Annotated in this window: 20 protein-coding genes and 1 pseudogene; 9 read left to right on the top strand and 12 right to left on the bottom strand. The window is 62.4% G+C overall.

The features are described 5' to 3' along the window. Positions 1-11: 11 nt before the first annotated feature. Positions 12-206 (top strand): annotated as a pseudogene (locus tag E7681_RS19195) (IS6 family transposase); the annotation flags it as partial. A gap of 1,537 nt (positions 207-1,743) precedes the next feature. Here E7681_RS19195 and E7681_RS17670 read toward each other — a convergent pair. After that, positions 1,744-2,652: a LysR family transcriptional regulator gene (locus E7681_RS17670; RefSeq protein ID WP_136340588.1), complete on the bottom strand. Its 909-nt coding sequence runs from the start codon at positions 2,650-2,652 to the stop codon at positions 1,744-1,746. A 62-nt stretch (positions 2,653-2,714) separates the two neighbouring features. Between E7681_RS17670 and E7681_RS17665 the strand changes: the two genes are divergently transcribed. After that, on the top strand, positions 2,715-6,296 hold the full coding sequence (locus E7681_RS17665; protein ID WP_136340587.1) for an indolepyruvate ferredoxin oxidoreductase family protein: 3,582 nt from the start codon (positions 2,715-2,717) through the stop codon (positions 6,294-6,296). Between the two features lie 15 nt (positions 6,297-6,311). After that, positions 6,312-8,183, top strand: a complete 1,872-nt coding sequence (ilvD, locus tag E7681_RS17660; RefSeq protein ID WP_136340586.1) for a dihydroxy-acid dehydratase — start codon at positions 6,312-6,314, stop codon at positions 8,181-8,183. A 62-nt stretch (positions 8,184-8,245) separates the two neighbouring features. Here ilvD and E7681_RS17655 read toward each other — a convergent pair whose 3' ends face one another. From E7681_RS17655 to E7681_RS17630, 6 genes are read right to left on the bottom strand one after another with little or no spacing between them, the layout of a single operon-like run. Continuing rightward, positions 8,246-8,635 (bottom strand): RidA family protein, encoded by a 390-nt coding sequence (locus tag E7681_RS17655; RefSeq protein ID WP_136340585.1) that lies wholly within the window; start codon positions 8,633-8,635, stop codon positions 8,246-8,248. Next, positions 8,635-10,095: a M81 family metallopeptidase gene (locus tag E7681_RS17650; RefSeq protein ID WP_136340584.1), complete on the bottom strand. Its 1,461-nt coding sequence runs from the start codon at positions 10,093-10,095 to the stop codon at positions 8,635-8,637. The genes E7681_RS17655 and E7681_RS17650 overlap by 1 nt, the downstream gene beginning before the upstream one ends. Positions 10,096-10,141: 46 nt before the next feature. Beyond that, positions 10,142-10,672 carry a TRAP transporter small permease gene (locus tag E7681_RS17645; RefSeq protein ID WP_136340583.1) on the bottom strand — a complete coding sequence of 177 codons (531 nt, stop codon included), beginning with the start codon at positions 10,670-10,672 and terminating at the stop codon, positions 10,142-10,144. A gap of 5 nt (positions 10,673-10,677) precedes the next feature. Next, complete coding sequence (locus tag E7681_RS17640) at positions 10,678-11,652, bottom strand: TRAP transporter substrate-binding protein (RefSeq protein ID WP_246032531.1); 975 nt, start codon at positions 11,650-11,652, stop codon at positions 10,678-10,680. A gap of 43 nt (positions 11,653-11,695) precedes the next feature. Continuing rightward, positions 11,696-12,979, bottom strand: a complete 1,284-nt coding sequence (locus E7681_RS17635) for a TRAP transporter large permease (protein ID WP_136340582.1) — start codon at positions 12,977-12,979, stop codon at positions 11,696-11,698. Continuing rightward, entirely contained in the window at positions 12,976-14,118 is a 1,143-nt protein-coding gene (locus tag E7681_RS17630) for an NAD(P)/FAD-dependent oxidoreductase (protein ID WP_211089822.1), read from the bottom strand. The genes E7681_RS17635 and E7681_RS17630 overlap by 4 nt, the downstream gene beginning before the upstream one ends. Positions 14,119-14,230: 112 nt before the next feature. Here E7681_RS17630 and E7681_RS17625 point away from each other — a divergent pair, with 112 nt between their 5' ends. Beyond that, complete coding sequence (locus tag E7681_RS17625; protein WP_136340581.1) at positions 14,231-14,860, top strand: helix-turn-helix domain-containing protein; 630 nt, start codon at positions 14,231-14,233, stop codon at positions 14,858-14,860. Positions 14,861-15,167: 307 nt separating this feature from the next. On the opposite strand, the gene E7681_RS17620 is transcribed toward E7681_RS17625, so the two are convergent. From E7681_RS17620 to E7681_RS17605, 4 genes are read right to left on the bottom strand one after another with little or no spacing between them, the layout of a single operon-like run. Next, the gene (locus E7681_RS17620) at positions 15,168-17,147 is read right to left on the bottom strand and encodes an oxidoreductase (RefSeq protein WP_136340580.1); all 1,980 of its coding nucleotides are present in this window, start codon (positions 17,145-17,147) and stop codon (positions 15,168-15,170) included. Further along, positions 17,144-17,875 carry an NAD(P)-binding domain-containing protein gene (locus tag E7681_RS17615; protein WP_136340579.1) on the bottom strand — a complete coding sequence of 244 codons (732 nt, stop codon included), beginning with the start codon at positions 17,873-17,875 and terminating at the stop codon, positions 17,144-17,146. The genes E7681_RS17620 and E7681_RS17615 overlap by 4 nt, the downstream gene beginning before the upstream one ends. After that, a complete protein-coding gene (locus E7681_RS17610) occupies positions 17,872-18,888 on the bottom strand; it encodes a trans-3-hydroxy-L-proline dehydratase (RefSeq protein ID WP_136340578.1) in 1,017 nt (338 codons plus the stop codon). Before E7681_RS17610 ends, E7681_RS17615 begins: the two co-directional genes overlap by 4 nt. Before the next feature lies 1 nt (position 18,889). Next, the gene (locus E7681_RS17605) at positions 18,890-20,935 is read right to left on the bottom strand and encodes an NADH:flavin oxidoreductase (protein WP_136340577.1); all 2,046 of its coding nucleotides are present in this window, start codon (positions 20,933-20,935) and stop codon (positions 18,890-18,892) included. A 119-nt stretch (positions 20,936-21,054) separates the two neighbouring features. Between E7681_RS17605 and E7681_RS17600 the strand changes: the two genes are divergently transcribed. From E7681_RS17600 to E7681_RS17580, 5 genes are all read left to right on the top strand, one after another. Beyond that, positions 21,055-21,702 carry a TetR/AcrR family transcriptional regulator gene (locus tag E7681_RS17600; RefSeq protein WP_136340576.1) on the top strand — a complete coding sequence of 216 codons (648 nt, stop codon included), beginning with the start codon at positions 21,055-21,057 and terminating at the stop codon, positions 21,700-21,702. Between the two features lie 159 nt (positions 21,703-21,861). Next, positions 21,862-22,569, top strand: a complete 708-nt coding sequence (locus E7681_RS17595) for a 3-oxoacid CoA-transferase subunit A (protein WP_136340575.1) — start codon at positions 21,862-21,864, stop codon at positions 22,567-22,569. Then, positions 22,566-23,249: a 3-oxoacid CoA-transferase subunit B gene (locus E7681_RS17590; RefSeq protein ID WP_136340574.1), complete on the top strand. Its 684-nt coding sequence runs from the start codon at positions 22,566-22,568 to the stop codon at positions 23,247-23,249. The genes E7681_RS17595 and E7681_RS17590 overlap by 4 nt, the downstream gene beginning before the upstream one ends. Before the next feature lie 9 nt (positions 23,250-23,258). Then, on the top strand, positions 23,259-24,458 hold the full coding sequence (gene pcaF / locus E7681_RS17585; RefSeq protein WP_136340573.1) for a 3-oxoadipyl-CoA thiolase: 1,200 nt from the start codon (positions 23,259-23,261) through the stop codon (positions 24,456-24,458). A gap of 10 nt (positions 24,459-24,468) precedes the next feature. After that, positions 24,469-24,801 (top strand): hypothetical protein, encoded by a 333-nt coding sequence (locus tag E7681_RS17580; protein WP_136340572.1) that lies wholly within the window; start codon positions 24,469-24,471, stop codon positions 24,799-24,801. A gap of 48 nt (positions 24,802-24,849) precedes the next feature. Here the strand turns inward: E7681_RS17580 and E7681_RS17575 are convergent, their stop codons facing one another. Further along, a complete protein-coding gene (locus tag E7681_RS17575; RefSeq protein ID WP_136340571.1) occupies positions 24,850-25,863 on the bottom strand; it encodes a YeiH family protein in 1,014 nt (337 codons plus the stop codon). Between the last annotated feature and the right edge of the window lie 60 nt (positions 25,864-25,923).

Raw genomic sequence — 25,923 nt, 5'->3', positions numbered from 1 at the left:
TTCAGGGGCTCAGTTCACTACCATTCAGACGGCGGGAGACGGCCATGCTTCGTTTCAGGCGTATGCGAAATCTGCAGAAATTCGCCGCCATTCACGCTACTGTCTACAGTCACTTTAATCAGGAGCGCAGCCTCTCAACTGGAACGAATTTCAAACTTAACCGTGCCGTCGCTCTCGCCGAGTGGCGCGGTCTTTGCATGGCATAAGGAAGGACCAGCGGGGGGATTACCCCTTCGACTGCCTGACAATAGCCGCAACTATCACTTGCCGCCGGGGCTGGGGCGTTTTCCGCTTCGTAACATCGAAGATTTTGACCTAGGTGTCCGCAATCATCGAAAAGCCCGTGGCGGAATAATCATGCCGATGTTTCAGACGGACGCACTATGGCTGAACTTCAGAAGTCTCGGCTACGGCCGGTAAGATTTGCCCGTTGCACTGAAAATTGGCGCTGGCAAAATCAATGCGGTTTCCGGTGAGAAGTGGAGGGATGGCCTGAGCCAAGATCCGCAAAATTATGTCGTTCTTGCAGAACAACCCTAGCTTGATGGGTTCAATGCGGCGACGGACAAGGTCCGTCAATTCGTGGCTACGCCATTGGGGCAAAACCATCGTCCCGGTGGAACAGAGGCCGGTCGTGCACTAACACGCAAACCGGACCACTTAGGTGGGGCTGATCACCGATCTCCATCCTAGAATCCGCTGTGTGGTATTTATTGTGGTATGAATTTTTTCGATCATTAAATTAATTATAAAAAACAAGCTATTATTTAAAATGTTCTTCGGACTTCATCTCCGCCATCACTCATCGCAATGTATTGATTTACAACGTACATCGTCGCTGATTGGTGTCTTTTCAGCATGGCTTCCACCAAAAATATTTCTAGGGAATGCATTCGCCTGCCGCTTCCGGTCCGGATGCAGCGACTTTTATCCTGGCTGAACTCTCCATCTTGTTTTTCTGATTCAGGCGACGATTGGACTTGCCCTGAAAAAGTGGAGAGCACCATCTGAGGAACCAGGAGGTGTTTTGTGGAAGCTGACCGACGCCGGAGTTTCGGCGCGAAGCAGCTAGACTGGCTCTGACCAGCGGTCGGACGCGGCGGGAGGTTGCGACCCGAGAACGCCGTGCCGAAACCGGAGCGCGACATCCTAACAATAGGTCGCCTTTGCTGTGCCATTGGTCCGAGCGACAATGGCGATGCCTTCTTCGCGAAAGACGCAAGTCGATGAGCGTTGCCTTCATCGAAGCGGAGAAGGCCATCTTTCCAATCAGCGGCATGCGCCGTGTCCTAGGCGTTAGTCAGAGTGGGGTCTTCGCCTAGCCGGTCGCCCCGAACTTGCCCGCTAGGGACTTCGAAGCCGAACAGCCGGTTCGGAAAAGGGGTGCCGACATCTCCCAGATCTGGAAGGCGCAGGGCTGGCTCTATCTCGTGGTCGGGCTTGCTCTCCACTCGCGGCGGGGCGTCGGCTGGGCGACGAGTGACCGGCTGAAGGGCGGCCTCGCAATCGAGGCTCTGCAGCTCGCCGTTGTGAACCGCGACCCTGCGCTGGAGTTGATCCATCATTTTGATAGCAAGGCAAACCCGCCAGCCAGCCGAAAATGCCATCGCCTGATACATCGACGGGTTCAATAATCTCGTCAGCCGGTATTCATCGCTCGGCTTTCTAACCCGCATCGCTTCGAGCGAAAGGCCCCGAGTGTGAGATAAACGCTCTCCACATATTCGGGGCAAGTCCATTCTGCTAATGCCCCGGGAGCGTACTGCCTGCCAAAATCACGTCGCGCAGTTTAGGCAAGGCGGGATGATGGAGCGCATGCTTCCGCGTCACGACGTGCCATTGCGTTCTGGTCTTCAACTGGACCGGCAATTCCCTGAGATACCCCGCCATCACTGCGTGGCGAACGCATCCCGACGTAGTCAGCAAGATCAGATCACTTTGCATCGTCGCATCGCGGACAACGGCGATGTTCTCGCATTCTATCGCGATCTCGATCAAGTGCCTATCCCGAAGCCCGAAGGTTTCCGCCAAGTCGTCCAGCACCGCGACCGGAAAATGCGCTCCGGCGAACCGAAAGGGCAGAAGGTCGTGAAACGTGATCTCCTGTCGCTCAAGCAGTGGATGGCCTGGGCGACAGAACGCTGCGCCAAGGTGTTGCGGCAAGGCTTGCGTATCAAGATCCGAAGGGCCGTGCGGAAGATCGCGTGCGTCTCCCACGATCAGATCCAGTCGCTCTTCGCGCAACAACCGTAGCAGTTCGGTGGTATGCGCAACAGTCACATCGGCGCGCATTCGCGGGTTGCGCGCGTGCCACTGCCCCAATGCGGCGCCTCCGATACTGGCCGAAGAATGTGCGGTCATGCCGATTTTCAGATGACCAGCCTCGCCTGTCGCCAGTTGTGCCATCTCTCGTTCAAGCATTTTGGATGAAGCGAGCAGCGCCTCGACCCTGGCCAGAAGATCCCTTCCGACGGGCGTCAATCGGATTGGTCGTTGGCTGCGATCGAAGAGCTGAAGCCCGGTACGGCCTTCGAACGATCTGACCGAATTGCTGAGCGCGGGTTGCGTGATGTTGGCCTGACGCGCTGCTTCGGCAAAATTGCCCGTGATGGCGACAAGGCGGAAGTGGTGCAGTTGTGTAAGGCTGTACATGGTTTGCTGATACACCGATCTCGTTTCTGAATCGGTCAGAAGTATTCATTAATATTTGCTTTATGAAAAGAAAACAAAATTTGTTTGAATTTCATTTCCGGCTTAGTCTTGGCCTGACAGCTTGGCCTGCCTGTTACCTGCAAGGTGCCCGACACTGGCATTGCGCAGAGAGCCCTGAGGAGAATCATCTTTTGACCGAACATTTGCGCCAACAACGTCTTTCGATGACACTCCACGACCGTCTGACTCAGGACGAGGGGTGGGTCTACATGACCGGGATGCAGGCGCTGGTGCGCCTGCCCATCCAGCAGCGCAAGCGCGATGCCGCCGCCGGGTTGAACACCGGCGGGTATATCTCGGGGTATCGGGGCTCGCCGGTGGGCACGTATGACATGGCGCTTACGCAAGCGCACAAGACACTGAAAGAGCACAACATCCACTTCCAGCCCGGCGTGAACGAGGATCTTGCCGCCACGGCGACCTGGGGGGCGCAGATGGTCGGGTTGTTCCCGGGCGCCAAGGTCGATGGCGTGTTCTCGATCTGGTATGGTAAGGCACCCGGCATGGACCGCTCGATGGACCCGCTGCGCCATGCGAACCTGGCGGGCACCAACCCGAAGGGCGGGACACTGCTGCTGGTCGGCGACGACCACGGCGCCAAATCTTCGACGGTCGCCTGCTATTCGGACATGAACTTTGCATCGCTCGGGGCGCCTTTGCTGGCCCCGGCCAATGCGCAGGACGTGCTGGACTATGGTCTGCACGGCATCGCGATGAGTCGTTTCGCTTCGACACTTGTGGGCATGAAACTGGTGACTGACGTGGTCGAGGGCGGCGGGTCCGTCCGCGTCGGTCTAGACAGCCCGCGCATCGTCCTGACGGATGCGCCCAACAAGGACTTGGGCATTCGACCGTTCACGCCGGTTCTGGAACAAGAGCGCCTGCTGTGGACCGAGCGCCTGGGGCGTGCCCGCGCCTATGCACGCGCGAACAGGCTGAACCTTCAGGATGGGGCTGCGGATGCGCGGATTGGTATCATCGCCGCGGGCAAGGCTTGGCAGGACCTGAACCAAGCGTTGGGCGGCCTGGGGTACCGTGACGGCCAGTTGGGCAATCTGCCGGTAAGGCGGCTGAAATTGGGGATGGTCTGGCCACTCGACGACGCCGAAATCCGCGCCTTCGCCGAAGGCCTCGAGGCCATAATCGTGATCGAAGAAAAGCGCCCGCTGCTGGAAGACCAGATTAGGGCGATCCTTTACGGTTCGGGCCTGAGCCCGCGCATCATCGGCAAGAGCTTTGACGGCCACAGCCTGTCTGCAACCGGCGATTCCTGTGCTTTTCCCGCCGTCGGTGAGATCGACCCGAACATGGTCGCCCGCGTTCTGATGCGCGCCGCGACCGAGCTTGACCCCGATTGCGGCGTGTCGATGCCCAACCGCGCGACGCCCCCTGCATTGCCTAAGGGCGGCACGATCCGGCCGCCATCGTTCTGCGCGGGCTGCCCGCATGGCCGTTCGACCCAAGTACCCGACGGCAGCCGGGCGCTCGCCGGCATTGGATGTCATACCATGGCGGTGTTCCGTGACCCGTTGCGAACCAACTCGATCAGCCAGATGGGCGGTGAGGGGGCGATGTGGCTGGGCCAGTTTCCCTTTACCAATGAGGAACATGTCTTTGCCAACATGGGCGACGGAACTTATTTCCATTCAGGCATGATGGCGATCCGCGCGGCGGTCGCTGCTAGGGTCACGATGACTTACAAGTTGCTGTTCAACGGCTTCGTGTCGATGACCGGAGGCCAGGCCCATGATGGCGACCTGTCACCCGAGACGATGATCGCCCAGTTGCGCGCCGAGGGAGTCGAGCGCATCGCTTTGGTCGCGGACGAACCCGAGAGATACGAGGGCAAAAACCTGGGCGCTGGTGTTTCGCTGCACCTACGCACAGAGATGGCGCATGTCCAGCGCGAGATCCGGTCGCACAAGGGCGTTAGCGTCATCCTCTATGATCAGCCCTGCGCGACCGAGCGCCGCCGCCTGCGCAAGCGCGGCAAATGGGTGGACCCGGACAAACGTGCCTTCATCAACCCCGAGATCTGCGAAGGCTGCGGCGATTGCTCGACCGTGTCCGGATGCATGGCGATCGAGCCGTTGGAAACACCACTGGGGCGCAAGCGTCAGATCAACCAGTCATCCTGCAACAAGGATTTTTCCTGCGTCGAGGGGTTCTGCCCCTCCTTCGTGACAGTTCAGGGCGCCACGCCGCGCAAGGCCCAGACCGCCGACGTCGTGATCGACGCGTCGCGCCTGCCTTTGCCCGCGCCGCGCCCGATTGACGGATCTTGGTCGATCCTTGTGTCGGGCATCGGCGGCGCGGGCGTTGTAACGATCGGCCAGACTCTGGCCATCGCCGCGCATGCCGACGGGTATTACGCCTCGAACCTCGATATCACCGGGCTGGCGCAGAAATACGGCGCCGTGCACAGCCATATCAAGCTTGCCATCAGCCCCGAGCAGATGCGTGCAACTCGCATCGCCGCCGGTGAGGCCGACGCGCTGATCGGCTGCGATCTGGTCGTCGCAGCGGGCGACGAGGCGCTGTCCAAGCTGACACCGGGACGTACGCGCGCTGTGACCGACACCACCGTCATTCCCACCGCCGAGTTCTCGATGAACCCCGACTGGCAGCTTGACGGCGCCGTGCAGGTGGGGCGGCTGTCGACGGTTCTGGGCGACGATCTGCACAGCTTCGACGCGCAGGGGCTGGCGCGGCAGGTGATGGGCGACAGCGTCTATGCCAACTTCGTCCTGATGGGCGCGGCGTGGCAGCAAGGCGGGATCCCGCTGTCTCTCGAGGCAATCGAGCACGCCATCGCCCTGAACGGGGTTTCCATCGGCCAGAACAGGCAGGCGTTTGACCTCGGGCGGCTGGTTATCGCGGATCCCGAGAAGATCGGTGAGTTGACCGAGGCCAAGGCGCCTTTGCCGCTCGAGGCAAATCGTGCGGCAACGCTGGATCAGATTGTTGTGCATCGCACCTCGGAACTGGCAGCCAGCCAGGGCAGCCGCGCCGTCCGGCGGTTCGAGGCCACGCTCCGGAAGGCCCGCGAGGCAGGTCTCGATGACAAGGCGCTCAAGGCACTGGCGCGCGGGCTCTACAAGCTGATGGCGGTAAAGGACGAATGGGAGGTCGCGCGCCTATATACCAAGCCGTCCTTCGCTGAGGCTCTGCGCGACTCCTTTGACGGCGAGCTGTCGTTAACCTTTCATTTCGGCGCCTGGCCGTTCGGTGGTACCGATCCCAAGACCGGCCAGCCTGTCAAGGGCGCGGTCAAAGGTAAGACCGCGATGCGCGCTTTCCGCCTGATGAACCGGTTGCGGTTCCTGCGCGGCACGTTGCTCGACCCGTTCCGCAACACCGACGAAGCGCGGCTGGCCCGCCGCCTTTTGGCCAACTACGAGGCCGACATCGCATTGGCCATGCATTGCTGGTCGTCCGAGACCGCGCCCCTGCTTGCCGAGCTTCTGGACTTGCCTGAGCATATCCGCGGTTATGGACATGTCCGCGAACGCCACGCGCAGGCCACCGGCAAGCGCCGGGCCGAAATTTTGGCAACGATCGAACCGCAACAAGCTGTGGCCTGACCGAGGGAGTTCGCCATGAAACTGAGATCCGACATCGTCACTGTTGGCCCGCTGGCGACCGGCGCGCGCGCCTTGTGGCGCGCCACGGGTACCACCCCGAAAGAATTCGGCCGCCCGATCATCGGCATCGCCAATTCCTTTACCGAGATGGTACCAGGCCACGTCCACCTGCAGGCCTTGGGGCGCCTAGTCGCGCAGGAAATCCGCGCAGCAGGCGGCGTGCCCAAGGAATTCAACACTATCGCCGTCGATGACGGCATCGCCATGGGGCACGAGGGGATGATGTATTCCCTTCCATCACGCGAGCTGATCGCCGATGCGGTTGAATACATGGCCAACGCGCACGCTATTGACGCGATGATCTGCCTGTCGAATTGCGACAAGATCACGCCCGGAATGCTGATGGCCGCGAACCGGCTGAACATTCCGACGATCTTTGTGTCGGGCGGGCCGATGGAATCTGGCAAGTTCACCTATCGCGGGCAGGAAAAGCGCGTCGATGCCATCGATACGCTCTACGTGGCCGGTGCCCCCGATGCTACGCAGGCCGAAATCGACGCAGTGCAGGAAGCCGCCTGTCCCACCTGCGGGTCCTGCGCGCTGATGGGCACGGCGAATTCGATGAACTGCCTGACCGAGGCCTTGGGCATGGCGCTGCCGGGAAATGGCACCATCGTCGCCACGCACACCGACCGTCAGGCGCTGTTCACGCAGGCCGCGCACCGGATCGTCGAGATGGCGCTGGCGCATTACCGCGACGGCGATACCAGCGTGCTGCCCCGCTCCATCTGCACCCGCGCGGGTCTGGAGAACGCGGTGCGCATGACCATGGCTATTGGGGGATCAACCAACACGATCCTGCACCTACTGGCGGTCGCGCAGGAATCGGGCGCCGACCTGACGATTGACGATTTCGACCGCATCAGCCGCGAAACCCCCTGTCTTTGCAAGGTTTCGCCCTCGGCACATGAGGTGTTCATCGAGGACATGCACCGCGCTGGCGGCGTGATGGCAGTGGCCAAAGGCCTGATCGATGCAGGCTTTTTCAATGCCGAGGTGCCTACAACGATGGGCGTCAGCATTGGCGTGCAGGCTGCGCGGCACGATATCGCCGACCCGTCCAACGCCGAGGCCCGGCAGATGTATGCTGCCGCGCCCGGTGGCGTGCGCTCGATGAAGGCGTTTTCCCAGTCAAACCGCTTTATCACCTTGGACACCGACCGTGCGGGCGGCGTGATCCGCGACGTGCCTAACGCCTTTTCACGCGATGGCGGGTTGGCGGTGCTGCGTGGCAACCTCGCTCCCGATTCCTGCGTCGTCAAAAGCGCGGGCGTGCCGGATGTGCTGATGGTCTTTCGCGGCAGGGCAGTGGTTTGCGAAAGTATGGAGGAGGCGCTCGACAAAATCCGCAACGGCACGGTTCGGGCGGGCCATGTCGTGGTAATCCGCTACGAGGGGCCGCGCGGGGGGCCGGGCATGCGCGAGATGCTGACGCCCACGGGCGTGCTTAAGGCGATGGGCCTGGGCGACAAGGCTGGGTTGATCACCGACGGGCGCTTTTCTGGTGCCACATCCGGCCTATCGGTCGGCCATGTCTCGCCCGAGGCGGCGTCTGGCGGACCCATCGCGCTGATCGAGGACGGCGACGCGATCGCCTTCGATATCCCGTCTCGCACGGTCACGTTGGAGGTCGATGATGCCGAACTCGCCAGACGGCGCAAAGCCATGATCGCGCGCGGTGACAAGGCCTGGAAACCGGCAACTCGACAGCGCGCCGTGTCGACTGCGCTCAGGGTCTATGGTCTGTTGGCGTCCTCGGCCGACAAGGGGGGGGCGCGTGACCTCGAACGGTTGGAAAAGCTGGAGCAATTGGCGGCGCCGGACTGAAGCCAGAGCCCGGCGCGGCTGATCAAACAAGCATCCCCTGTGATGAAGCTACCCTGGCTGGGTCACGCCGGTAACGCCGCAATAGCCTCGATCTCGACCAGTGCGCCGGGAATGGCCAGCGCCGAGGTTACGGTGGATCGCGCGGGCAGTGCATCGCCAAATGCCGCCGCATAGGCCGCATTGAACTCGGCGAAATGCGCCAGATCTGTCAGCCAGACGGTCGTTTTTGCGATATCGGCCAGCGTCGCCCCTCCCAGAGCCAGCGCAGCCTGAAGATTGGCAATCGCCTGCCGGGTCTGCGCACCGACGCCCCCCTCGACTACGCGGAAACTGGCATCGACCCCCAGCGCGCCGGAACAAAAAATCAGGTTGCCTACGCGTGTCGCGGGCACCAGCGGCACGCGCGCCCCGTTGGGCAGGACAGGGGCAGACCCAAGACGTTCGACCGACATTACCTGCCCTCCGTTTCAAACGGGTTCTCAACCTTGGGCCAGTAATTCCCATCGCGTTTGGTGTAGGGGATGATCGTCATGTCGGGGGTCACGGCGCCCGGCGTTTTGACATGAATGATCTGCGGGCTGACTTTGGCAAAGTTCTGGTAGAAATGATTGGTGGATTTCGGGATCATCGCCTTGAGCGTGGAAATGTCGATGCCCAGATCGGTGAAGACCGAAGGCGAGAAACACTGCGTGCGCTTGGACGACAGGATCAGGTGCACCCCGTCCGCCTCCAGCCAGACGCCCGTTCCCATCTCCATCGCCGTGTCGCCAAGCATCTGGGTCATGTCTTCACGGATGCCGCGAACGGTGACCTCCAGATCCACTGTCTCACCCGAATCTGCGCAAACCTTGCCGCCCAGCCGCACCTTCATGTGGGCACCTATGCCCGCGTCCTGACACATCGCCACCAGGACAGGGTCCCAGAAGACCGCCAGCGCGACATCCTTGATCCCGCGTTTCAGGATCTCTTGCAGGACAAAGGTCGCGTCCGCCGGTGCCCCGCCACCCGCGTTGTCGCCCATGTCGGCCAAGGTGATCATGCGCTGGTTCGATGCCTGCACAGTGTCCAGCGCACTGGCGATATCTGGATATTTCATGCGCAAGCCTTCGCGGATGCTCCACAGTCGGTCTGCAAAGTCCTTTGCTACGCGCGCGGCCTTGGCCCGATCACCATCGGCAATCACCAGCATCTTGGCGCCCACATCTGCCACGTCAGCCCACGGAAAACCATGCGTCAAGGATACCGAGAGGATTCCATCCTTTCCCTCAACATCCTTCATCGCCTGGACAAAGGACTGCGCCGGCTCCTTCATCGTCTCGATGATCGTCAGCATGCGGCAATCGTGTAACGCCATGACCGGGCGCGTGCGCCCCTCGGCGGCATCGGCGGCCATGATGAACAGCTCGCGCGCCCGATCGGGCGCATCGACATGGGGATATTCCTTGTAGTTGATGATCAAGGTCGCGTTGTCGATCATCGCACGCGTCAGGTGGTTGTGCGGATCCAGCTCCAACCCGATCACCCGGTCCGGGCCCATGATCGTACGCGCACGCTGCATCATGTCGCCTTCGCAATCGTCGTAGCCATCCGCCACCATCGCGCCGTGCATCGAGATCAGAAATACATCGGGCTGATGAGTTTTCAGATCGGCAAGTATTTCGTCGCGAAATCCCTCGTAGACCGCGCCCACCGTGATACCCGAGGGCTGTGCGGCGGCCGTCAGGCTTTCGACGACCTCCCAGCCTTTGGCTTCGGCCATCGTGCGCCATTCCAGCAGCGCGGCCGAAAACAGGTTGGCGGGCTTGCGCGTGGCTTCGCGGGTCACCATCGCTGCCTCGAAGGCAAGGCGGCCGGTGGGCATGGGGGAAAAGGTATTGGTCTCAGTCGCCAGTCCGGCGATCATCAGTTTCATCGGAGGGATCCTTACACTGGAAAGAGGGCGAAGGAGACGCGCACGATCAGCTCGACGCGTCTTCGGAATTGGTCACGAAGGTGTTGGTCAGATGCGCCAGCGCGTGCAAAAAGATCAGGAAAAAACCCGCGGGAACAGCGGTTGCAAAGACGACCATCGGGACATCCATCGCCTCAGCCATCTGTCGCGATTGCCGCGCGATATAGCCGCCCGAAAAGTCGCCGCGCAGGCTGAACGCGCTAAACCACAGGATGGGCGCGATAAAGCCAAGGACCCCAAGCGCGCGAAACACGGCGAAAATCCGACCCAAGCTGTCCGAGAGCTCTCGTGCGGCCGGGAAAAGCGACGGGTCGGCATGGGCGCGAAACGCTACCGACGCTCCCAAGAGCCCCGCCCATACCATCATGTAGCGAGCCAGTTCTTCGGTCCAGACGGGGGGCTGGGCAAGGATATAGCGCGCGATTACCTGCCACGATGCGGCCAGCACCAGCACCAGCACGGATGCCACCGCGCCATACAGGGCAAGCCGATTCAGGGCTGCTGAGATCGTATCGAGGGAATGGGCAATCGCGCGCATGGGCCTTACTCCGCGATGGCCGCGAACCAGCGGTCCATAGTGCCTTCGGGCATCGGGACCATGCTGTATACGGGCATCGACAGCGTGCGGAACTCGTTCCATGCTTCTTCCGACAGTTCAGTCACTTCGATGCCGTTGTCACGCAGCATCTGCAATTCTGCTGATCGGGTCGCGTGCCAAGCGCGGCTGGCCGCGGTTGCGGCGGCGGCTGCTTCGCCAACGATCTGACGCTGCTCGTTGCTCAGGCTCTGATACCAGTCCTCGGACGCGATGACCGTCCGCGTGCCGATGGAAATGCGCGCATCGGTGAAGTAGCGAATGAAGCCAGTGTGCCCGAACAGGATCGGCACCAGCGGCGGGTTGACATAGCCGTCGGCGATCCCGGTCTGGAGCGCGTTGGGCACTTCGTCCCAGGCGACAATCGTGCCGGTGGTGCCCCACAGGCCGTAGATGGCAATCTGCGCCTCGTCGAGAGCGCGCATGCGCAACCCTGCCATGTCGGCTGCACTGTTGATGGTGCGCTGCGTGTTGAAGATGCCAACCGGCCCACCCAGCGTCGAGAAGCCGAGAATCCGCACGCCCTCGACGGTCGCAGCGGCGTTGGCGTCATCGAGGATCCCGCTGGCCAGCGCGCGATCCATCGCCTCGATGCCGGGGAACACGAAGGGCAGGGTCATTGGCGTCAGGACCGGGGCCAGCGCCGCCACGCCCTTGGTGTCTGACGACGAGATTTCCAGCAGGCCCTGCTGCACCTGGTCCAGGCGTTCGGCTTCGCCACCCAGCGCGCCGCGTTCGAATTCCTCGACCTCGAACCCGTGTTCCTGCAGGTATTGGCCAAAGGTATGCACCCAGACATAAGGCCCCGAATTTTCCATGTCGGCTGCCGAATCCAGCGCGATCTTGACGGTCTGGGCCTGAGCCGCACCGGTGCTCAGCACCAGCGCGCAGGTCATGCCCGCAAGGTATTTGAAGAACGTCATTTTAGTCTCCTCCAGTTGATTTCGGGCGCCGCTCGGGCGCGGTTCAGTTCCATAGGCCCATCGCCCGGGGCAGCAGCAGGCTGATCTCGGGGACGAAGATGATGATGCCGAGAACGATGATCTCGACGACGACAAAGGGGATGATCGCGCGTGCCAATGCCCAGTAATTCAGGCCGGTCACCGTCGACACCACCAGTAGGCACCCGCCCAGCGGCGGTGTCACCAAGCCAACGGTCAGGTTGAAGCAGATGACGATGCCCAGGTGGATCGGATCGGCCCCGTTGGCCAGCGCGACGGGGGCCAAAAGCGGTACGATCAGCGCCAGGGCGAGGGCGATATCCAGAAACATCCCCGCAACGATAAAGAGCAGGTTCATCGCCAGCATGAACCCGACAGGACCAAGCCCTATATCCGAGATCAGCGCTGCGATGGCCTGCGGGACGCGTTCCAGCGACGCCAGATGCCCGAAGGCAGCGATGGCGCTGAGGATGACAAAGATCGATCCGGTCAACATTGCCGTTCGACTGACGCTCTCATGGACTTCGCGCAGGCTCAGACCGTCGTAGAAGAAGGCGGCCAGACCAGCGGCCATCACCGCCACCGCAGCCGCCTCGGTCGGGGTCATCCAGCCAAAGACGATACCGCCTACGATAATCACCGGAAGGGATATTGCAGGCAGCGCGCGTGCGATCGCCGGCAACAGGGGGGGCGCCTCGCCCTTCTCGATGCGTGGATGATCATCACGCCAGGCGAAGAAACTGTTCACGATGAACAGGGCTGTCGCGAGGAACAGACCAGGCAGGATGCCGGCGACAAAAAGGGCCGCGACCGAGGTCTGCATGATCGCGCCGTAAAATATCAGGATGATCGACGGCGGCACGATCGGGCCAATTATGGACGATGCCGCCGTGATGGCCCCGGCATAAAGCTTGTTGTAGCCGCGCTCCTCCATGGCCGGAACCAGCGTGTTCGATAGCGACGCCGCATCGGCAATGGCCGAGCCCGAGATGCCCGCGAAGAACACCGAGGTCATGATGTTCACATGTCCCAGCCCGCCACGAATGCGACCGACCAGCGCCATCGACACGTCGATCAGCGCCTTGGTCACGCCGCCCCGGTTCATCAACTCGCCCGCCAGAATAAACAGCGGCATCGACAGCAGTGCGAATACGCTGATTTGCGAAAACACCTTTTGCGGCAGGATTGCGAGATAGCGCGCGTTGTCGGTCAGGAAAAACGACAGGACCGCCGCCCCGCCGACGACATAGGCAAGTGCGAGACCCGAAGCCAGTAAGGCTGCGATGGCAAAAGGAACGAGCCAGATCATGTCTGCAACCCCGTGCGATCAGGCCTGACAGTGTCTGGGTTGAATCGCTCTTCTAGGATATGGGCCGGGATGGGTTGTGCGAGGATTTCGGCAGCGGCAAAACGGGCCAACGCAGGCGCCGACTGGATGCCATAACCACCTTGTCCTGCTAGCCAGTAGAAGCCTTCTACCTGCTTCGAGAAACCGGCGACCGGGCTTTTGTCGGCAACGAAACTGCGCAGGCCCGCCCATTTGCTGTCGATCCGTCGCACGCTGATGTCAAAGGCGCGCTCGATCCGGTCGATGCAGATCGCGATGTCCATTTCGTCGGGTTGCACGTCGCAAGGCGGTTCAGGATCCTCGTTCGCCGGCGAAATCAGCAACTTACCGGCGTCCGGCTTGAGGTAGAACTCTTCATCGGCGTCGATGATCACTGGCAGGGCCCCAACATTGATGCCGTCGGGGGCATCAATCATAATGGCCGTGCGCCGCTTGGGTACGAGGCCGATGCGTTCTGCCCCGGCCATCGTCCCCAGCTCATCCGCCCAGGCGCCCGAAGCATTGACCACGATGGCCGCGCGGTAGTCATTCTGCGGCGTCGAAACGCGCCAGCAATCGCTTTCGCGCGCCAGTCCGGTCACCGGGCTTCGTGTCATCAACATCCCGCCATTCGCCTTGAAACGCCGTAGATATCCCTGATGCAGCCCCGCCACATCGATTTCTGACGATCCGTTGTCTTGGATCGCGCATTCGGCATAGCCCGCGCGCAGGATCGGCACCTTCTGGGCCAGCGCGTCCCGGGTCATGCGCCGAATACTGGGCGCATCCGAAAGTTCGGCTTCCATCGCATCGATGCGGTCGATCTGATCGGCGCGCGCCACGAAGACGGATTCGATGGGTCGCAGCAATGGATGTTCACAGAACCCCTCCGGGGGCGCCTGGAAGAAGGCGAAGGAAGCGCGCGTCAAGGCACGGATGGGCTGCGGGCCATAGATGGGCGAATAGATGGCCGCCGAGCGACCCGTCGTGTGATAGCCGGGCACCTGTTCCTGTTCGAGCAGCAGAACGCGCGCCACATCCGAGAGTTCCGCTGCGACCGAGGCACCCGCGATGCCAGCGCCAATAACGATCACGTCGAGCAGGGTTGCATCACTGGGCAATTATCTATCCTCGCAGGATGGAATTGGTTTCCGTTTGTTGATTGCTATGATATTAATTTTTCCAATACGAAAAACAAGAAAATTTTCCAATAGGAAAAATGCTGTGAAAACAATGCCAAAACTGATCAACGGTCTTGAACCTAGTCCTACAGCAACGGAACAGGACCTTGGCCAACGGGTTCGCGGGATTCGCAAGGCAAGGAAGTGGACGCTGCAGGATGCCGCCGACCGGACAGGGCTGGCCGTGTCAACCATCTCGAAGATGGAGCGCGGAGAGATATCGCTGACCTACGACCGTTTCATGCGCCTTGCGCAGGGACTGGGACTGGACGTGGGGGAACTGTTTGATGCCGATGCCGAAGGCTTCGAACCAGGAGCGGTATCGGTTACGCGGGCCGGAGAGGCGCCGCTGCATCGCTCGGCCACCTATGACTACGACATGCTCGCATCCGACATGACGGGCAAGCACATGGTACCGATGATCGGCCGCATCAAGGCGCACACCTTCGCCGAGTTCGAGGACTTCATCTCGCATCCAGGCGAAGAATTCGTTTACGTGATCGAAGGCGCGGTTACCGTTCACCTGAAAGGGCGCGCGCCTGTAGCGCTCGAAAAGGGGGACAGTATCTATTTTGACAGCGGCGTTGGGCACGCCTACGTTTCGGCGGGTGATCAAGACGCGATCGTGGTCGGTGTCTGCTGGAAACCAGGCGAACGGAAATACGAAACTGGGCAAACTTAAGCCGATTGAGGCTGAGGCGCGCATCGATTGTTAGACGCTTTGCCGCTGGATTTTGAGGTAAGGAGGCCGAGATAGGGACGGCAATTGCAGCGAAGAGTTCAAGCGCGATACGGTGCTTCCGCCGCCCGGCAAGGCATTGCGCGGCACTGTCCCGAGAGTTGGGTCACGATGCGGGCGTATCGCAAGAGTTCAGTAAGCCGCCCCATCACACCGCTGACGCACATGGCCCACAAGCTTTTGCCCGATGTAAGGGAAAGCTAAACTAGGTCGGCCTCCGCTTCGTGGGTACGGTTCCCAACGTGCCGAATTACAGCCCCAACCCCAATTTTCGCCCTTCGTAAATAGCCGCTGCAGCCGAGCGGGGGGCCAGAGCATCACCGATCAGGTGCATTGTCTGTCCACTGTCGCGCAGGGCGTCGGGCAGGGTGTGGTCGGCGCGTGTTCCGGTGGACAGGATCAGGGCGTCGGCCTTGATTTCGAATGGATCGTGCGTCAGCAGGGACACACAGCGTGCGCTGGTTCCCGTCCACTCTGTAATCGCGCTTTCGCAGACGAACCGCACCCCGAGCCGCGCAAGGGATTGCCGGGCGGTGAAGTCAGACGCCATGCGCGCCAATTCCTTGCCAACCATCGGATCGGGGGTCAGCAAGGTGACTACGTGGCCCGCTTGGGCCAGATGCCACGCGGTGCCGACGCCGCGCCAATGGCCGCCTTCGTCCAGCAGCAGGACGTGGGGGCCCAGCCGTGCCGTGCGCTCCATCACGTCCTGAACGGACCAGACGTTGGGTTTGCCGATCCCCGGTAGCTCTGCCATCTGCGGCAGGGCTTTTTGAAACCCGGTTTCGGCGGGTAGGGCACCTGTCGCCAGCACCACGATGTCGGCACCGTGCGCGGCGATCTCATCAGCCTCCAGATAGGTGTTGAAGCGCAGATCGACTCCTAGTTTGTCCAATTGGCGGGTGTACCAGGTGATCAGGTCGGTGATCTGGCCGCGTCGGGGTTGCAGCCCGGCCAGACGGAATTGCCCGCCAGCATCGGGCGCGGCCTCGGCCAAGGTGACGCGGTGGCCGCGTTCGGCAGCAACGCGGGCGCATTCCAGCCCTGCGGGGCCAGCGCCCACCACCAACACGGACTTGGGCGTTTCAGCGGGCTGGAACCGATCCCCGCCCCACAGGTATTCGTGCCCGGCCGACGGGTTGATCAGGCAAGAGATGTAGTAGTCGCGCCCGCGCCGGCCCCAGCATTGCTGATTGCAGCTCAGGCAGCCGCGGATGTCGTCAATACGATCGTCTTGCGCCTTCGCAACCAGGTAAGGGTCCGCAATTTGGCCCCGCACGATCGAGACCAGATCGGCCTGTCCGGACCCCAGCAGGATATTGGCATTGTCCGGGGTGCGGATATTCGCCTCGGATATGATGCGGGCGGACAGGTTTTCGGCTTTCAGCCGCTCGGCCAGATCAGAGGTCAGGCTTTCGGCGAACTGAAAACTGGGGATGATCTTTTGAAAGTTGATGTAGCTGCCCGCGCCGATGGTGACGTAGTCCATCAGCCCTTGGTCGTCATGCAGGCGCAGGATTTCCAGCATCTCGTCCTGCGTGGGGAAAACGCCGGTTTCCTGATCGTCGGACACGGACAGGCCAATGATGAAATCCTCGCCACAGGCCGCGCGAATCCGGCGCAGAACGTCACGCGAAAACCGGGTGCGGTTTTCCAGATTGCCGCCCCAATCGTCGGTGCGCTGGTTCGAAAACGGCGACCAGAATTGATCCAGCAGGCAGTTGTAGGCGGCCCAGACCTCGACCCCGTCAAAGCCCGCCTTCTGGCAGCGGAGCGCGGCATCGACAAAGGACTGGATGGTTTCCTCGATCTCTGCGGCGGTCATCGGGTGGCTGCCGTCGTTGTCGTGATAGCTGGGCCCGCCAGAAGGCGACCAGGGCGCGTGCCAGCTGTTGTCCCAGTCACCATGTGCGCCAACATGGTACAACTGCTGGATCATCACGGTGCCATGCGCCTGACAGCTTTCGGTAATACGGCGAAAGCCGGGGATCACCGCGTCCGAGCTCGCGCGGAAGTTGCCGCGCGTCAGCACGGCTGCGGGATGCACGGGCATGGGTTCGACGGTAATCATCGCCGCCCCGCCACGGGCGCGTTCCAGATAGTAGCCAAGATGCTGATCGCCGGGCAAACCGTCCTTGGCCATGTTGGTGGTGTGCGCGCCGAAAACGATGCGGTTTTTCAGGGTCTTGTGGCGCAGCTTCAGCGGGGTGAACACATGCGGCAGGCTCATGCGCCGCGCTCCAGCTTGTTCAGACCCTCGGTCAGGGCCGCGCCGGTGCCCGCCGCGTCCATGTGCTGGCGCAGGCGTTGGTTATAGCCCCCTTCGGTGTTCAGCGCCGCAATCAGCGTGCTGGCTGCGGTGTCGCGCAGGCTGGAGGCGACGAGGGCGCGCAGGAACGCCTCGCCCTGAGCGGGGTCACTAACGCGTTGGCCAAGCCAAAGAGCGGCATCCTCGACCATCCGGGCCACGGGGGATAGCACGGCTTGGGCGCAGATATAGGCGTCCAGCTCTTCTGCAGTTTCCAGAACGAACAGGCTGTTGCGCGCCCCGAAAAGGTTGCCCACTAGATCGGCATCGCCCTGCATCATCAGCGGGCTGCCGCCCTGAGCGATGCCAGGGAACGGCATCATGACCGCTGCGCCGCGGGCCGGGGCGACCAGCGTGGCCACCTCCTCCAGCGACACACCGGCCATGACGGAAATCACCTGATGATCCGCGCGAAAGCGCAGGCCGGGCAGGATAGCGCGCCCCACTTCGGCCATCAGGCCGGTGATCACGATGTCGTTCTGGTCCAGAACGCCTTGGTTGTCGGCGATCTGCACGTTTGGATAGAGGTCCGCCAAGGCCCGCGCCTTGTCAGCGCTGCGTTCCGAAACGGTGATCTGGTGCCCGTCTTGCGCGATGCCGTGCACGACCGCGCTGGTGATCGTGCCGGTGCCGATGATCCCGATCTTCATTTCACCCCCCAAGTGTCGCTGATCTTGTAGCCGCCGGGCCAGGGGTCATTCGGGTCCAGCATGTGTTGGTGGATACCCGTGACCCAACCGCGCCCCGAGATTTCGGGCAGGATCGCGGGCGTTCCGTTCAGGTCGAGCGTACCTGCAATGTGCCCGTCAAACCGGCTGTCGATGATCGAGTAGCACTCCAGCCGGTCGCCCACGCCCATCTGCCCGCGTGCCGCCATTACGGCCATCCGAGCCGAAACGCAGGTGCCGGTGGGCGAGCGGTCGATCTTGCCCGGCTGAATGGCCACCGCATGGCGGGTCTGGCCGTTCACGACCGGCGTCACGAACCCGCAAAAGCTGATGTGCCGCCAATCGGGGTTGGTCGGGTGGCTGAAACCCAACTGCTCATTCGCCGCATTGGTGATCTTCACGCCCAACCGGGCCAGGTCCGCCGCCTCGTCCGGGCTAAGGGCAAAACCCAGTGAAAGCGCGTCGACGATCACGAAACTGTCGCCGCCAAAAGCTGTGTCGACCTGCAAAGTGCCCATCCCCTCGACCTCCAGCTTTGCATCCAGATGCTGCGCGAACGAGGGCAGGTTCTGCACCGTGATCCGCTGCGCCTTGCCGTTGGAACATTCGGCCCGGACCCGCACCAGCCCGCCGGGGGCCTCCAATGTCAGCTCGGTCACGGGTTCGACCATCGGAATGATCCCGCCATCCAGCAGCACGGTGGACACGCAGATCGAGTTTGACCCGGACATGGGCGGCGTGTCTTCCGGCTCCATGATGATAAAGGCCGCGTCGGCCTGCGGGTGTTTTGGCGGCACCAGCAGGTTCACATGGCGGAACACACCGCCGCGCGGCTCGTTCAGGACGAAGTTGCGCAGGGTCTGGTCCTGCGCGATCCACTTGCGCTGCTCCCACAGGGTGGCGCCGGGGGGCGGGGTGACGCCGCCGACGATCACGTCGCCGACCTCGCCCTCGGCATGGGCCGAGATGACATGAATGGTCTTGGTCGAGCGCATCCTAGATGTCCTTCATCAGCCGCAGGGCATCATAGATCGCGGCATGGGTGTTGCGCGCGCTGACCGCGTCGCCAATTCGATACAGCTGGAATGCGCCGTCGGGGTTGCGCGTGACCGCCTGCGGCTGGCCGTCGATCAGCGCGTCATAGTCCACCGCCCCGCCGTTCGAGGACAGGGGTTTCAGCTCGAAATACAGCTCGTCCAGCGGCAAGGTGCCGTAGTTCACGACGACCTGATCATAGGTCTTTTCACTGGTGAAATCGCTGTAATCCGTGCCGATCCGGGCCTTCAGGCGGTTGCCGTCGCGGGTCACGCCCAGCAGGCGGCGCGTGACGGTAAAGGTCACGTCCTTGTCCTGTAGCGCGCGCATGTACGGCACCAAGTTCATCGCCATGATGTCGGGGGCGAACACGCGGTCGGGGGTCATCACCTCGACCTTGCTGCCCGCGTTGGCGGCGATTTCGGCGGCCATCAGGGCGGGGTGGTCGCCGCTTTCGTCATAGATCAGGACGTTCTGGCCCGGCTTCACATCGCCCGAGATGATGTCCCACGCGGTGGTGACCAGATCCTGATCCTTGCCGGTTTCATAAAGCTCTACGTTCGGCATCCCGCCGGTGGCGACCACCACCACATCGGGGTTCAGAGCGGTCACGTCTGCCGCTTCGGCCCAGGTGTTGAAACGGAATTCCACGTCGCGGGCGGCACATTGGGACATGCGCCAGTCGATGATGCTGATCATCTCGCGGCGGCGTGGGTTCAGGGCGGTCAGGCGGATTTGCCCACCCGGATCAGGCTGCGCCTCGAACACAGTGACGTCATGGCCACGTTCGGCGGCCACTCGGGCGGCCTCCAGTCCCGCGGGGCCGGCCCCGACGATCACCACCTTCTTGCGCGTCGCTGCTCGGGTGATCTCGTGCGGCATGGTCAGTTCGCGGCCGGTGGCGGCGTTGTGGATGCACAGCGCCTCGCCCGCCGCATAAATGCGATCCAGACAGAAGGTGGCGCCGACGCAGGGGCGGATGTCATCCTCGCGCCCTTCGACGATCTTGCGCACGATATGCGGGTCGGCCATGTGGGCGCGCGTCATCCCCACCATGTCCAGCAGGCCCGAGGCCACCGCATGGCGTGCCGTCGCCACATCGGGGATTTTCGCGGCGTGGAACGTCGGCATCCCGGTGGCCGCGCGCACAGCCCCGGCGAAATCCAGATGCGGCGCGTTTTTCATGCCCTGCACCGGGATCATGTCCGTCATCGCGGGGTCGGTATGAATACGCCCGCGCACGACGTTCAGGAAATCCACCATGCCGCTGTCTTTCAGGCGTTTGGAGATTTCGATCCCTTCCTCGGGCGTGATCCCGCGATCCTGCATTTCGTCGGCGGTATAGCGGATGCCCACGATAAACTCGTTGCCCACGCGTTTGCGGATGCCGCCCAGCACGTCCATCAGCAGCTGCATCCGGCTGTCCAGCGTCTGCCCGCCATAGGGGCCGTCCAGATCGTTGGTCAGGGGCGACCAGAATTGATCCAGCAGGTGCCCGTAGACCTGCAATTCGATCCCGTCCATGCCGCCTGCCTTCATCCGCTCGGTGGCGTCGGCGAAATCGGTGATGATGCGTTCGATATCCCATTCTTCGGCCAGCTTGGGAAAGGCGCGGTGCGCGGGCTCGCGGTGTTTGGAGGACGACACCGAGGGCAGCCAATCGCCCTTGGACCAGCCCGTGCGGCGGCCCAGATGGGTCAGCTGGATCATAACCGCGCAGCCGTGATCGTGGCAGGCATCCGTCAACTGCTTGATCCACGGCACTACCTCGTCCTTGTAGGCCAGGATGTTGTTGAACACCGGTGGGCTGTCCTTTGACACGGCCGCGCTGCCTGCGGTCATCGCCAGTGCGACGCCCGCCTTGGCCCGTTCAGCGTGATAGGCGGCATAGCGCGCCTTGGGCATCCCGTTCTCGGGGTAGGCCGGTTCATGGCTGGTGGTCATGATGCGATTGCGCAGCGTCAGGTGCTTAAGCTGGTACGGCTGCAGAAGGGGATCGTTGGACATGGGCGCACTCCGTGGCTGATGCGGGCAGTCAATGATAAAATGTTCACTTGTGTCAAGTAGGAGTTCATGGCCGCACATTTTTGTTGTCGCAATACGCGGGCGCGACTATGAACAAGGGCATGAACGCATTCGCTGGCACCCCGACTGACACTGAAAAACCGACCGGCTGGCGCGGCTCGCGCGAGGTTTGGCTGGACGCGGCCCGAAAGGCGCTGATTGCCTCGGGTGTCGATGCGGTAAAGATCCAGCCCCTGGCCAGCGCGCTGGATATCTCGCGCACCAGTTTCTACTGGTTTTTCAAGGATCGGAACGCGCTGCTGGACGCCCTGCTGGACGAGTGGGAGGTCAAGAATACAGGCGCCTTTGTCGATGCCTGCGCCGCCTATGCCGAAACCATTTCCGAGGCGATCCTGAACCTTTTCGTCGTCTTTCATGACGACACCGTGTTCGAACCGCAGCTGGATTTTGCGATCCGCGGTTGGGCGCACCAGTCGGATGCCGTCGCAAAGCGCGTTCATCTGGCCGACGAAACGCGGCTGACCGCGATTCGGGCGATGTTTGAACGGTTTGGGTTCGAGGAGTCCGAGGCCGACGTCAGGGCGCGCACCGTGTACCTGACCCAGATCGGCTATATCTCGATGCAGGTGCAAGAGGATCAGGCGATCCGGATGGCTCGGATCGGTGGGTATGTGAAAACCTTCGGCGGGCAAATCCCGACCGACAGCGAATTGGCACGCTTCCATGCGCGGCTGAAGTTCCAGCCTTAACCGTCCTTGCATATCGCTTTGTTCAATATGCGCACAGCATTCTTTGGTATTTGAACAAAGGTCACAATGCGCACAATTTCCTTGGTTCGCTGTCGCTCTGGCCCTATGCCATCGGCGAAGGGGCCTGCCGGTTTGCAGGTCTGAGCAAAGGATTTCGGAATGGACAAGAGCATTGCCTCGGTCGCCGAGGCCGTCGCGGATATTCCCGACGGCGCGACCGTGATGATCGGCGGGTTCGGCGGATCGGGTAGCCCGATCGAGCTGATCCACGCGCTGATCGACCATGGCGCAAAACACCTGACGGTGATCAACAACAACGCAGGCAACGGCCATGTCGGTCTGGCGGCGCTGATCGAACAGGGGCAGGTGGATAAACTGATCTGCTCGTTCCCGCGCTCGGCCGATCCGGTGGTCTTTACCGAGGCCTACTTGGCTGGCAAGATCGAGCTGGAGCTGGTGCCCCAGGGCACTCTGGCCGAACGCATCCGCGCCGGTGGCGCAGGTATCCCGGCGTTCTTCACGCCCACCAGCTTTGGTACCGATCTGGCGATCGGCAAGCCGGTGGCGGAGTTCGAGGGCCGCTCTTACGTGCAGGAACGCTGGCTGAAGGCCGATTACGCGCTGATCAAGGCGCAACAGGCCGACGCGCATGGCAACCTGACCTACCGGATGGCCGCGCGCAACTTCAACCCGATCATGGCGATGGCGGCGACAACGACCATTGCGCAAGTGTCCGAACTGGTGCCGCTGGGTAGCATCGACCCCGAGCACGTGATCACGCCGGGCATCTTCGTCAACCGCGTGGTGACGGTGGCAAACCCCCAGCAAGAAGAAATCCTGAACCGGGCGGAGGCCGTCTATCCATGACCGATATCGAAGCGATCAAGCTGAGCAATGCTCAGATCGCCTGGCGCGCGGCGCAGGACATCGAGGATGGCGCCTATGTCAACCTGGGCATCGGCTTCCCCGAGATGGTGGCGAAGTACCAGCCGCAAGGCCGTCAGGCGATCTTTCACACCGAAAACGGCGTGCTGGATTTCGGCGAGTCCCCGGCCAAGGGGCGAGAGGACTGGGATCTGATCAACGCGGGCAAAAAGGCGATCACGCTGCGCCCTGGTGCCAGCTTTTTCCACCATGCCGACAGCTTCGCGATGGTGCGCGGCGGGCATCTGGATGTGGCGATTCTGGGGGCCTACCAGGTCGCGCAGAATGGCGATCTGGCGAACTGGTCCACCGGCAAGGGCGGCGTCCCGGCCGTGGGCGGCGCGATGGATCTGGTGCATGGCGCGAAACGCGTGGCCGTGCTGACCGATCACTGCACCAAGAAGGGCGAGCCGAAACTGCTGGCCGAATGCTCGCTGCCGCTGACCGGCGTGGGTTGCGTCACCAGGGTCTATACTTCGCTGGCGGTTGTCGATATTGAAGGCGGTAATTTCGTTCTGCGGGAGAAAATTCCGAATATCTCGTTCGACGAATTGCAAGCCGTCACCGGGGCCGTTCTGACGACCGATGGCCCGGTGGCCGACCTGATTGTGCCCGAGCTGTAAGAGGACACCATGACCGACGCTTATATCTGCGACTACGTGCGCACCCCCATTGGCCGTTTCGGCGGCGCATTGTCCGGCGTTCGCGCCGACGATCTGGGGGCGATCCCGATCAAGGCTCTGATCGAGCGCCACGACATCGATTGGGCCACCGTGGACGAGGTCTATTACGGCTGCGCCAACCAGGCCGGCGAGGATAACCGCAACGTCGCGCGCATGTCCGCGCTGCTGGCGGGGCTGCCGGTGGACGTGCCGGGCACCACGATGAACCGCCTGTGCGGCTCGGGGATGGATGCGATCATCGCAGCGGCGCGGGCGATCAAGGCGGGCGAGATTCAGCTGGCCATCGCCGGCGGGGTCGAAAGCATGTCGCGCGCCCCCTTCGTGATGCCCAAGGCGGAAAGCGCGTTTTCGCGCTCGAACGCGGTCTATGACACCACCATCGGCTGGCGCTTCGTCAACAAGCTGATGCAAAAGCAGTACGGCGTGGATTCCATGCCCGAAACCGCGGAAAACGTTGCCGAGGACTACAAGATCAACCGCGCCGATCAGGACGCTTTTGCCCTGCGCAGCCAGAACAAGGCGGCGGCGGCGATTGCCTCGGGCCGGCTGGCCAAGGAAATCGTGCCGGTCGTGATCCCGCAGCGCAAGGGCGATCCCATCGTCGTGGATACTGACGAGCACCCCCGCGCCACCACCATCGAGGCGCTGGCCAAGCTGCCCGCGCCGTTCCGCGCCGGTGGCTCGGTCACGGCGGGCAATGCCTCGGGCGTCAATGATGGTGCCGCAGCACTGATCATCGCGTCCGAAGAAGCTGTGAAAACCCACGGTCTGCGTCCCATCGCGCGCATTCTGGGCGGGGCCACCGCAGGCGTGCCGCCGCGCATCATGGGGATCGGGCCGGCGCCCGCCTCGGCCAAGCTGATGAAGCTGCTGGGATTGGGTCAGGCCGATTTCGACGTGATCGAGCTGAACGAGGCCTTTGCGGCCCAAGGTCTGGCGACGCTGCGCGAGCTGGGCATCGCCGACGATGACCCCCGCGTGAACCCCAATGGCGGCGCGATCGCACTGGGCCACCCGCTGGGCATGTCGGGCGCACGCATCACCGGCACCGCAGCGTTGGAAATGCAGTTGAACGGCGGCAAACGCTCGCTGTCGACGATGTGCATCGGCGTGGGCCAGGGCATCGCCATCGCGCTGGAAGCGGTCTGAGGACGCCCCCATGCCGAACCTGAAACTGTTCGTAGACCAAGACCTGCTGGCCGAGCGCAAGGCCGAGCTGTCAGCCGCGCTTGAACCCCTGCGGGCCTGCATCATGGAGCGGCTCGAGGTTCCGGCAAGCGCCGTGCAGGTGGCCATTGTTCCGGTGATCGGCTTGCCCGATCAGCCCCTGATCAACGTCGAAATCCACATCATGCCGCGTCCGAACCGGACCCGGCCGGTGCTGGAATCGTTCGGGGCTGAGGTCAAGAAACTGGTCGAGGCGGCCAGTGGCGCCAGCCCGGCCTTCCGGTGCATGCAACTGGACGCCGAAACCTACGTCGCGCTGAAATGATGGAAAACCCGGGCCTCGCGCCCGGGTTTTTCGCATCCCGTGGGCAGATCAAGTAGCCAGATGAACCCCGGTCAGAATGATCAGGATGATGAACAGCGTCTCTCCGACGATCAGCGCGATCGCTTGCCCGCCAATGTCGAACATGGTCTTGAGCGAGGTTTTCATCCCGACCGCCGCAATGGCCGTCAACAACGCCCACTGAGACCCGGTGCTGAGCACCGTCGTGACGCTGCCCGGGATCAGGCCCATCGAATTGGCCGCGCCAAGGGCCAGAAAGCCGATGACAAACAACGGCAGCAGGGGCGGCCGTTTGGCACCTTCTCCGGCGGCAACCCGGCGCTGCATGATGAGCGAAATCACCAGAACAACCGGGGCCAGCATCGCGACGCGGATCAGCTTGACCAGCGTGGCGACGTCGCCGGTTTCCTCTGAGATGGAATAACCCGCGCCCACGACCTGCGCGACGTCATGGATGGTGCCGCCCAGAAACACCCCGGCGGCGCGGGCGTCGAAGTCGAACGTTGCGGTCAGGATCGGGTAGGTGATCATCGCCAGCGTCGACAGGATCGTCACGCCCAGCACGGTAAAGGTCAGGTCACGCTCGGAGGTTTCGGATTTCGGCAGGATCGCCGCAATGGCCATCGCGGCAGAGGCACCGCAAATCGCGACCGCGCCGCCGGTCATAACGCCGAACCGGGCGCTGCGCCCCAGAACCCGCGCGGCCAGAATGCCGAACAGGATGGTCAGGACAACCCCCGCAATAACGGTCAGGATCAGCGCAGGCCCTAGGCCGATCATCGTCTCGATACTGATGCGGACCCCCAGCAGCGCGACGCCAATCCTCAGTATCGTGCGGGCCGAAAACTCGATCCCCAGCTGGCATGCTCCGCCTTCGGACAGAAAGTTGAAGGCGATCCCCAGCAGCAGCGCCATCAGCATGGCGGGGGCGCCGTAATGCTCGGACAGGAACTTGGCCGCTGTGGCAACGATCACGGCGATCAGGACGCCGCGATACCTGTCCGCCACAAAGCGCCCCGCCATGTTGCCCGCGTCACCCGGCATCCGTTCCCCCTCGTCACAAACGTGCCCGCAGTGTCGCGCCCTTCGCCGATCCGGTCGAGG

The sequence above is a fragment of the Thalassobius vesicularis genome (assembly GCF_004799325.1).
GTDB classification, from domain to species: domain Bacteria; phylum Pseudomonadota; class Alphaproteobacteria; order Rhodobacterales; family Rhodobacteraceae; genus Thalassobius; species Thalassobius vesicularis.
The sequence above is the reverse complement of the archived record's forward strand: the minus strand, read 5'-3'. Positions and strand labels throughout refer to the sequence as shown.

Bases quoted from the DNA above. Each gene is read 5' to 3' on its own strand.
- E7681_RS17580 (WP_136340572.1), top strand. From the start codon at position 24,469: ATGCCGAACCTGAAACTGTTCGTAGACCAAGACCTGCTGGCCGAGCGC.
- E7681_RS17590 (WP_136340574.1), top strand. From the start codon at position 22,566: ATGACCGATATCGAAGCGATCAAGCTGAGCAATGCTCAGATCGCCTGG.
- E7681_RS17610 (WP_136340578.1), bottom strand. From the start codon at position 18,888: ATGCGCTCGACCAAGACCATTCATGTCATCTCGGCCCATGCCGAGGGC.
- E7681_RS17670 (WP_136340588.1), bottom strand. From the start codon at position 2,652: ATGTACAGCCTTACACAACTGCACCACTTCCGCCTTGTCGCCATCACG.
- E7681_RS17620 (WP_136340580.1), bottom strand. From the start codon at position 17,147: ATGAGCCTGCCGCATGTGTTCACCCCGCTGAAGCTGCGCCACAAGACC.
- E7681_RS17665 (WP_136340587.1), top strand. From the start codon at position 2,715: ATGAAAAGAAAACAAAATTTGTTTGAATTTCATTTCCGGCTTAGTCTT.
- E7681_RS17635 (WP_136340582.1), bottom strand. From the start codon at position 12,979: ATGATCTGGCTCGTTCCTTTTGCCATCGCAGCCTTACTGGCTTCGGGT.
- E7681_RS17655 (WP_136340585.1), bottom strand. From the start codon at position 8,635: ATGTCGGTCGAACGTCTTGGGTCTGCCCCTGTCCTGCCCAACGGGGCG.
- E7681_RS17600 (WP_136340576.1), top strand. From the start codon at position 21,055: ATGAACGCATTCGCTGGCACCCCGACTGACACTGAAAAACCGACCGGC.
- E7681_RS17640 (WP_246032531.1), bottom strand. From the start codon at position 11,652: ATGACGTTCTTCAAATACCTTGCGGGCATGACCTGCGCGCTGGTGCTG.
- E7681_RS17645 (WP_136340583.1), bottom strand. From the start codon at position 10,672: ATGCGCGCGATTGCCCATTCCCTCGATACGATCTCAGCAGCCCTGAAT.
- E7681_RS17615 (WP_136340579.1), bottom strand. From the start codon at position 17,875: ATGAAGATCGGGATCATCGGCACCGGCACGATCACCAGCGCGGTCGTG.
- ilvD (WP_136340586.1), top strand. From the start codon at position 6,312: ATGAAACTGAGATCCGACATCGTCACTGTTGGCCCGCTGGCGACCGGC.
- E7681_RS17595 (WP_136340575.1), top strand. From the start codon at position 21,862: ATGGACAAGAGCATTGCCTCGGTCGCCGAGGCCGTCGCGGATATTCCC.
- E7681_RS17650 (WP_136340584.1), bottom strand. From the start codon at position 10,095: ATGAAACTGATGATCGCCGGACTGGCGACTGAGACCAATACCTTTTCC.
- E7681_RS17575 (WP_136340571.1), bottom strand. From the start codon at position 25,863: ATGCCGGGTGACGCGGGCAACATGGCGGGGCGCTTTGTGGCGGACAGG.
- E7681_RS17605 (WP_136340577.1), bottom strand. From the start codon at position 20,935: ATGTCCAACGATCCCCTTCTGCAGCCGTACCAGCTTAAGCACCTGACG.
- E7681_RS17625 (WP_136340581.1), top strand. From the start codon at position 14,231: ATGCCAAAACTGATCAACGGTCTTGAACCTAGTCCTACAGCAACGGAA.
- pcaF (WP_136340573.1), top strand. From the start codon at position 23,259: ATGACCGACGCTTATATCTGCGACTACGTGCGCACCCCCATTGGCCGT.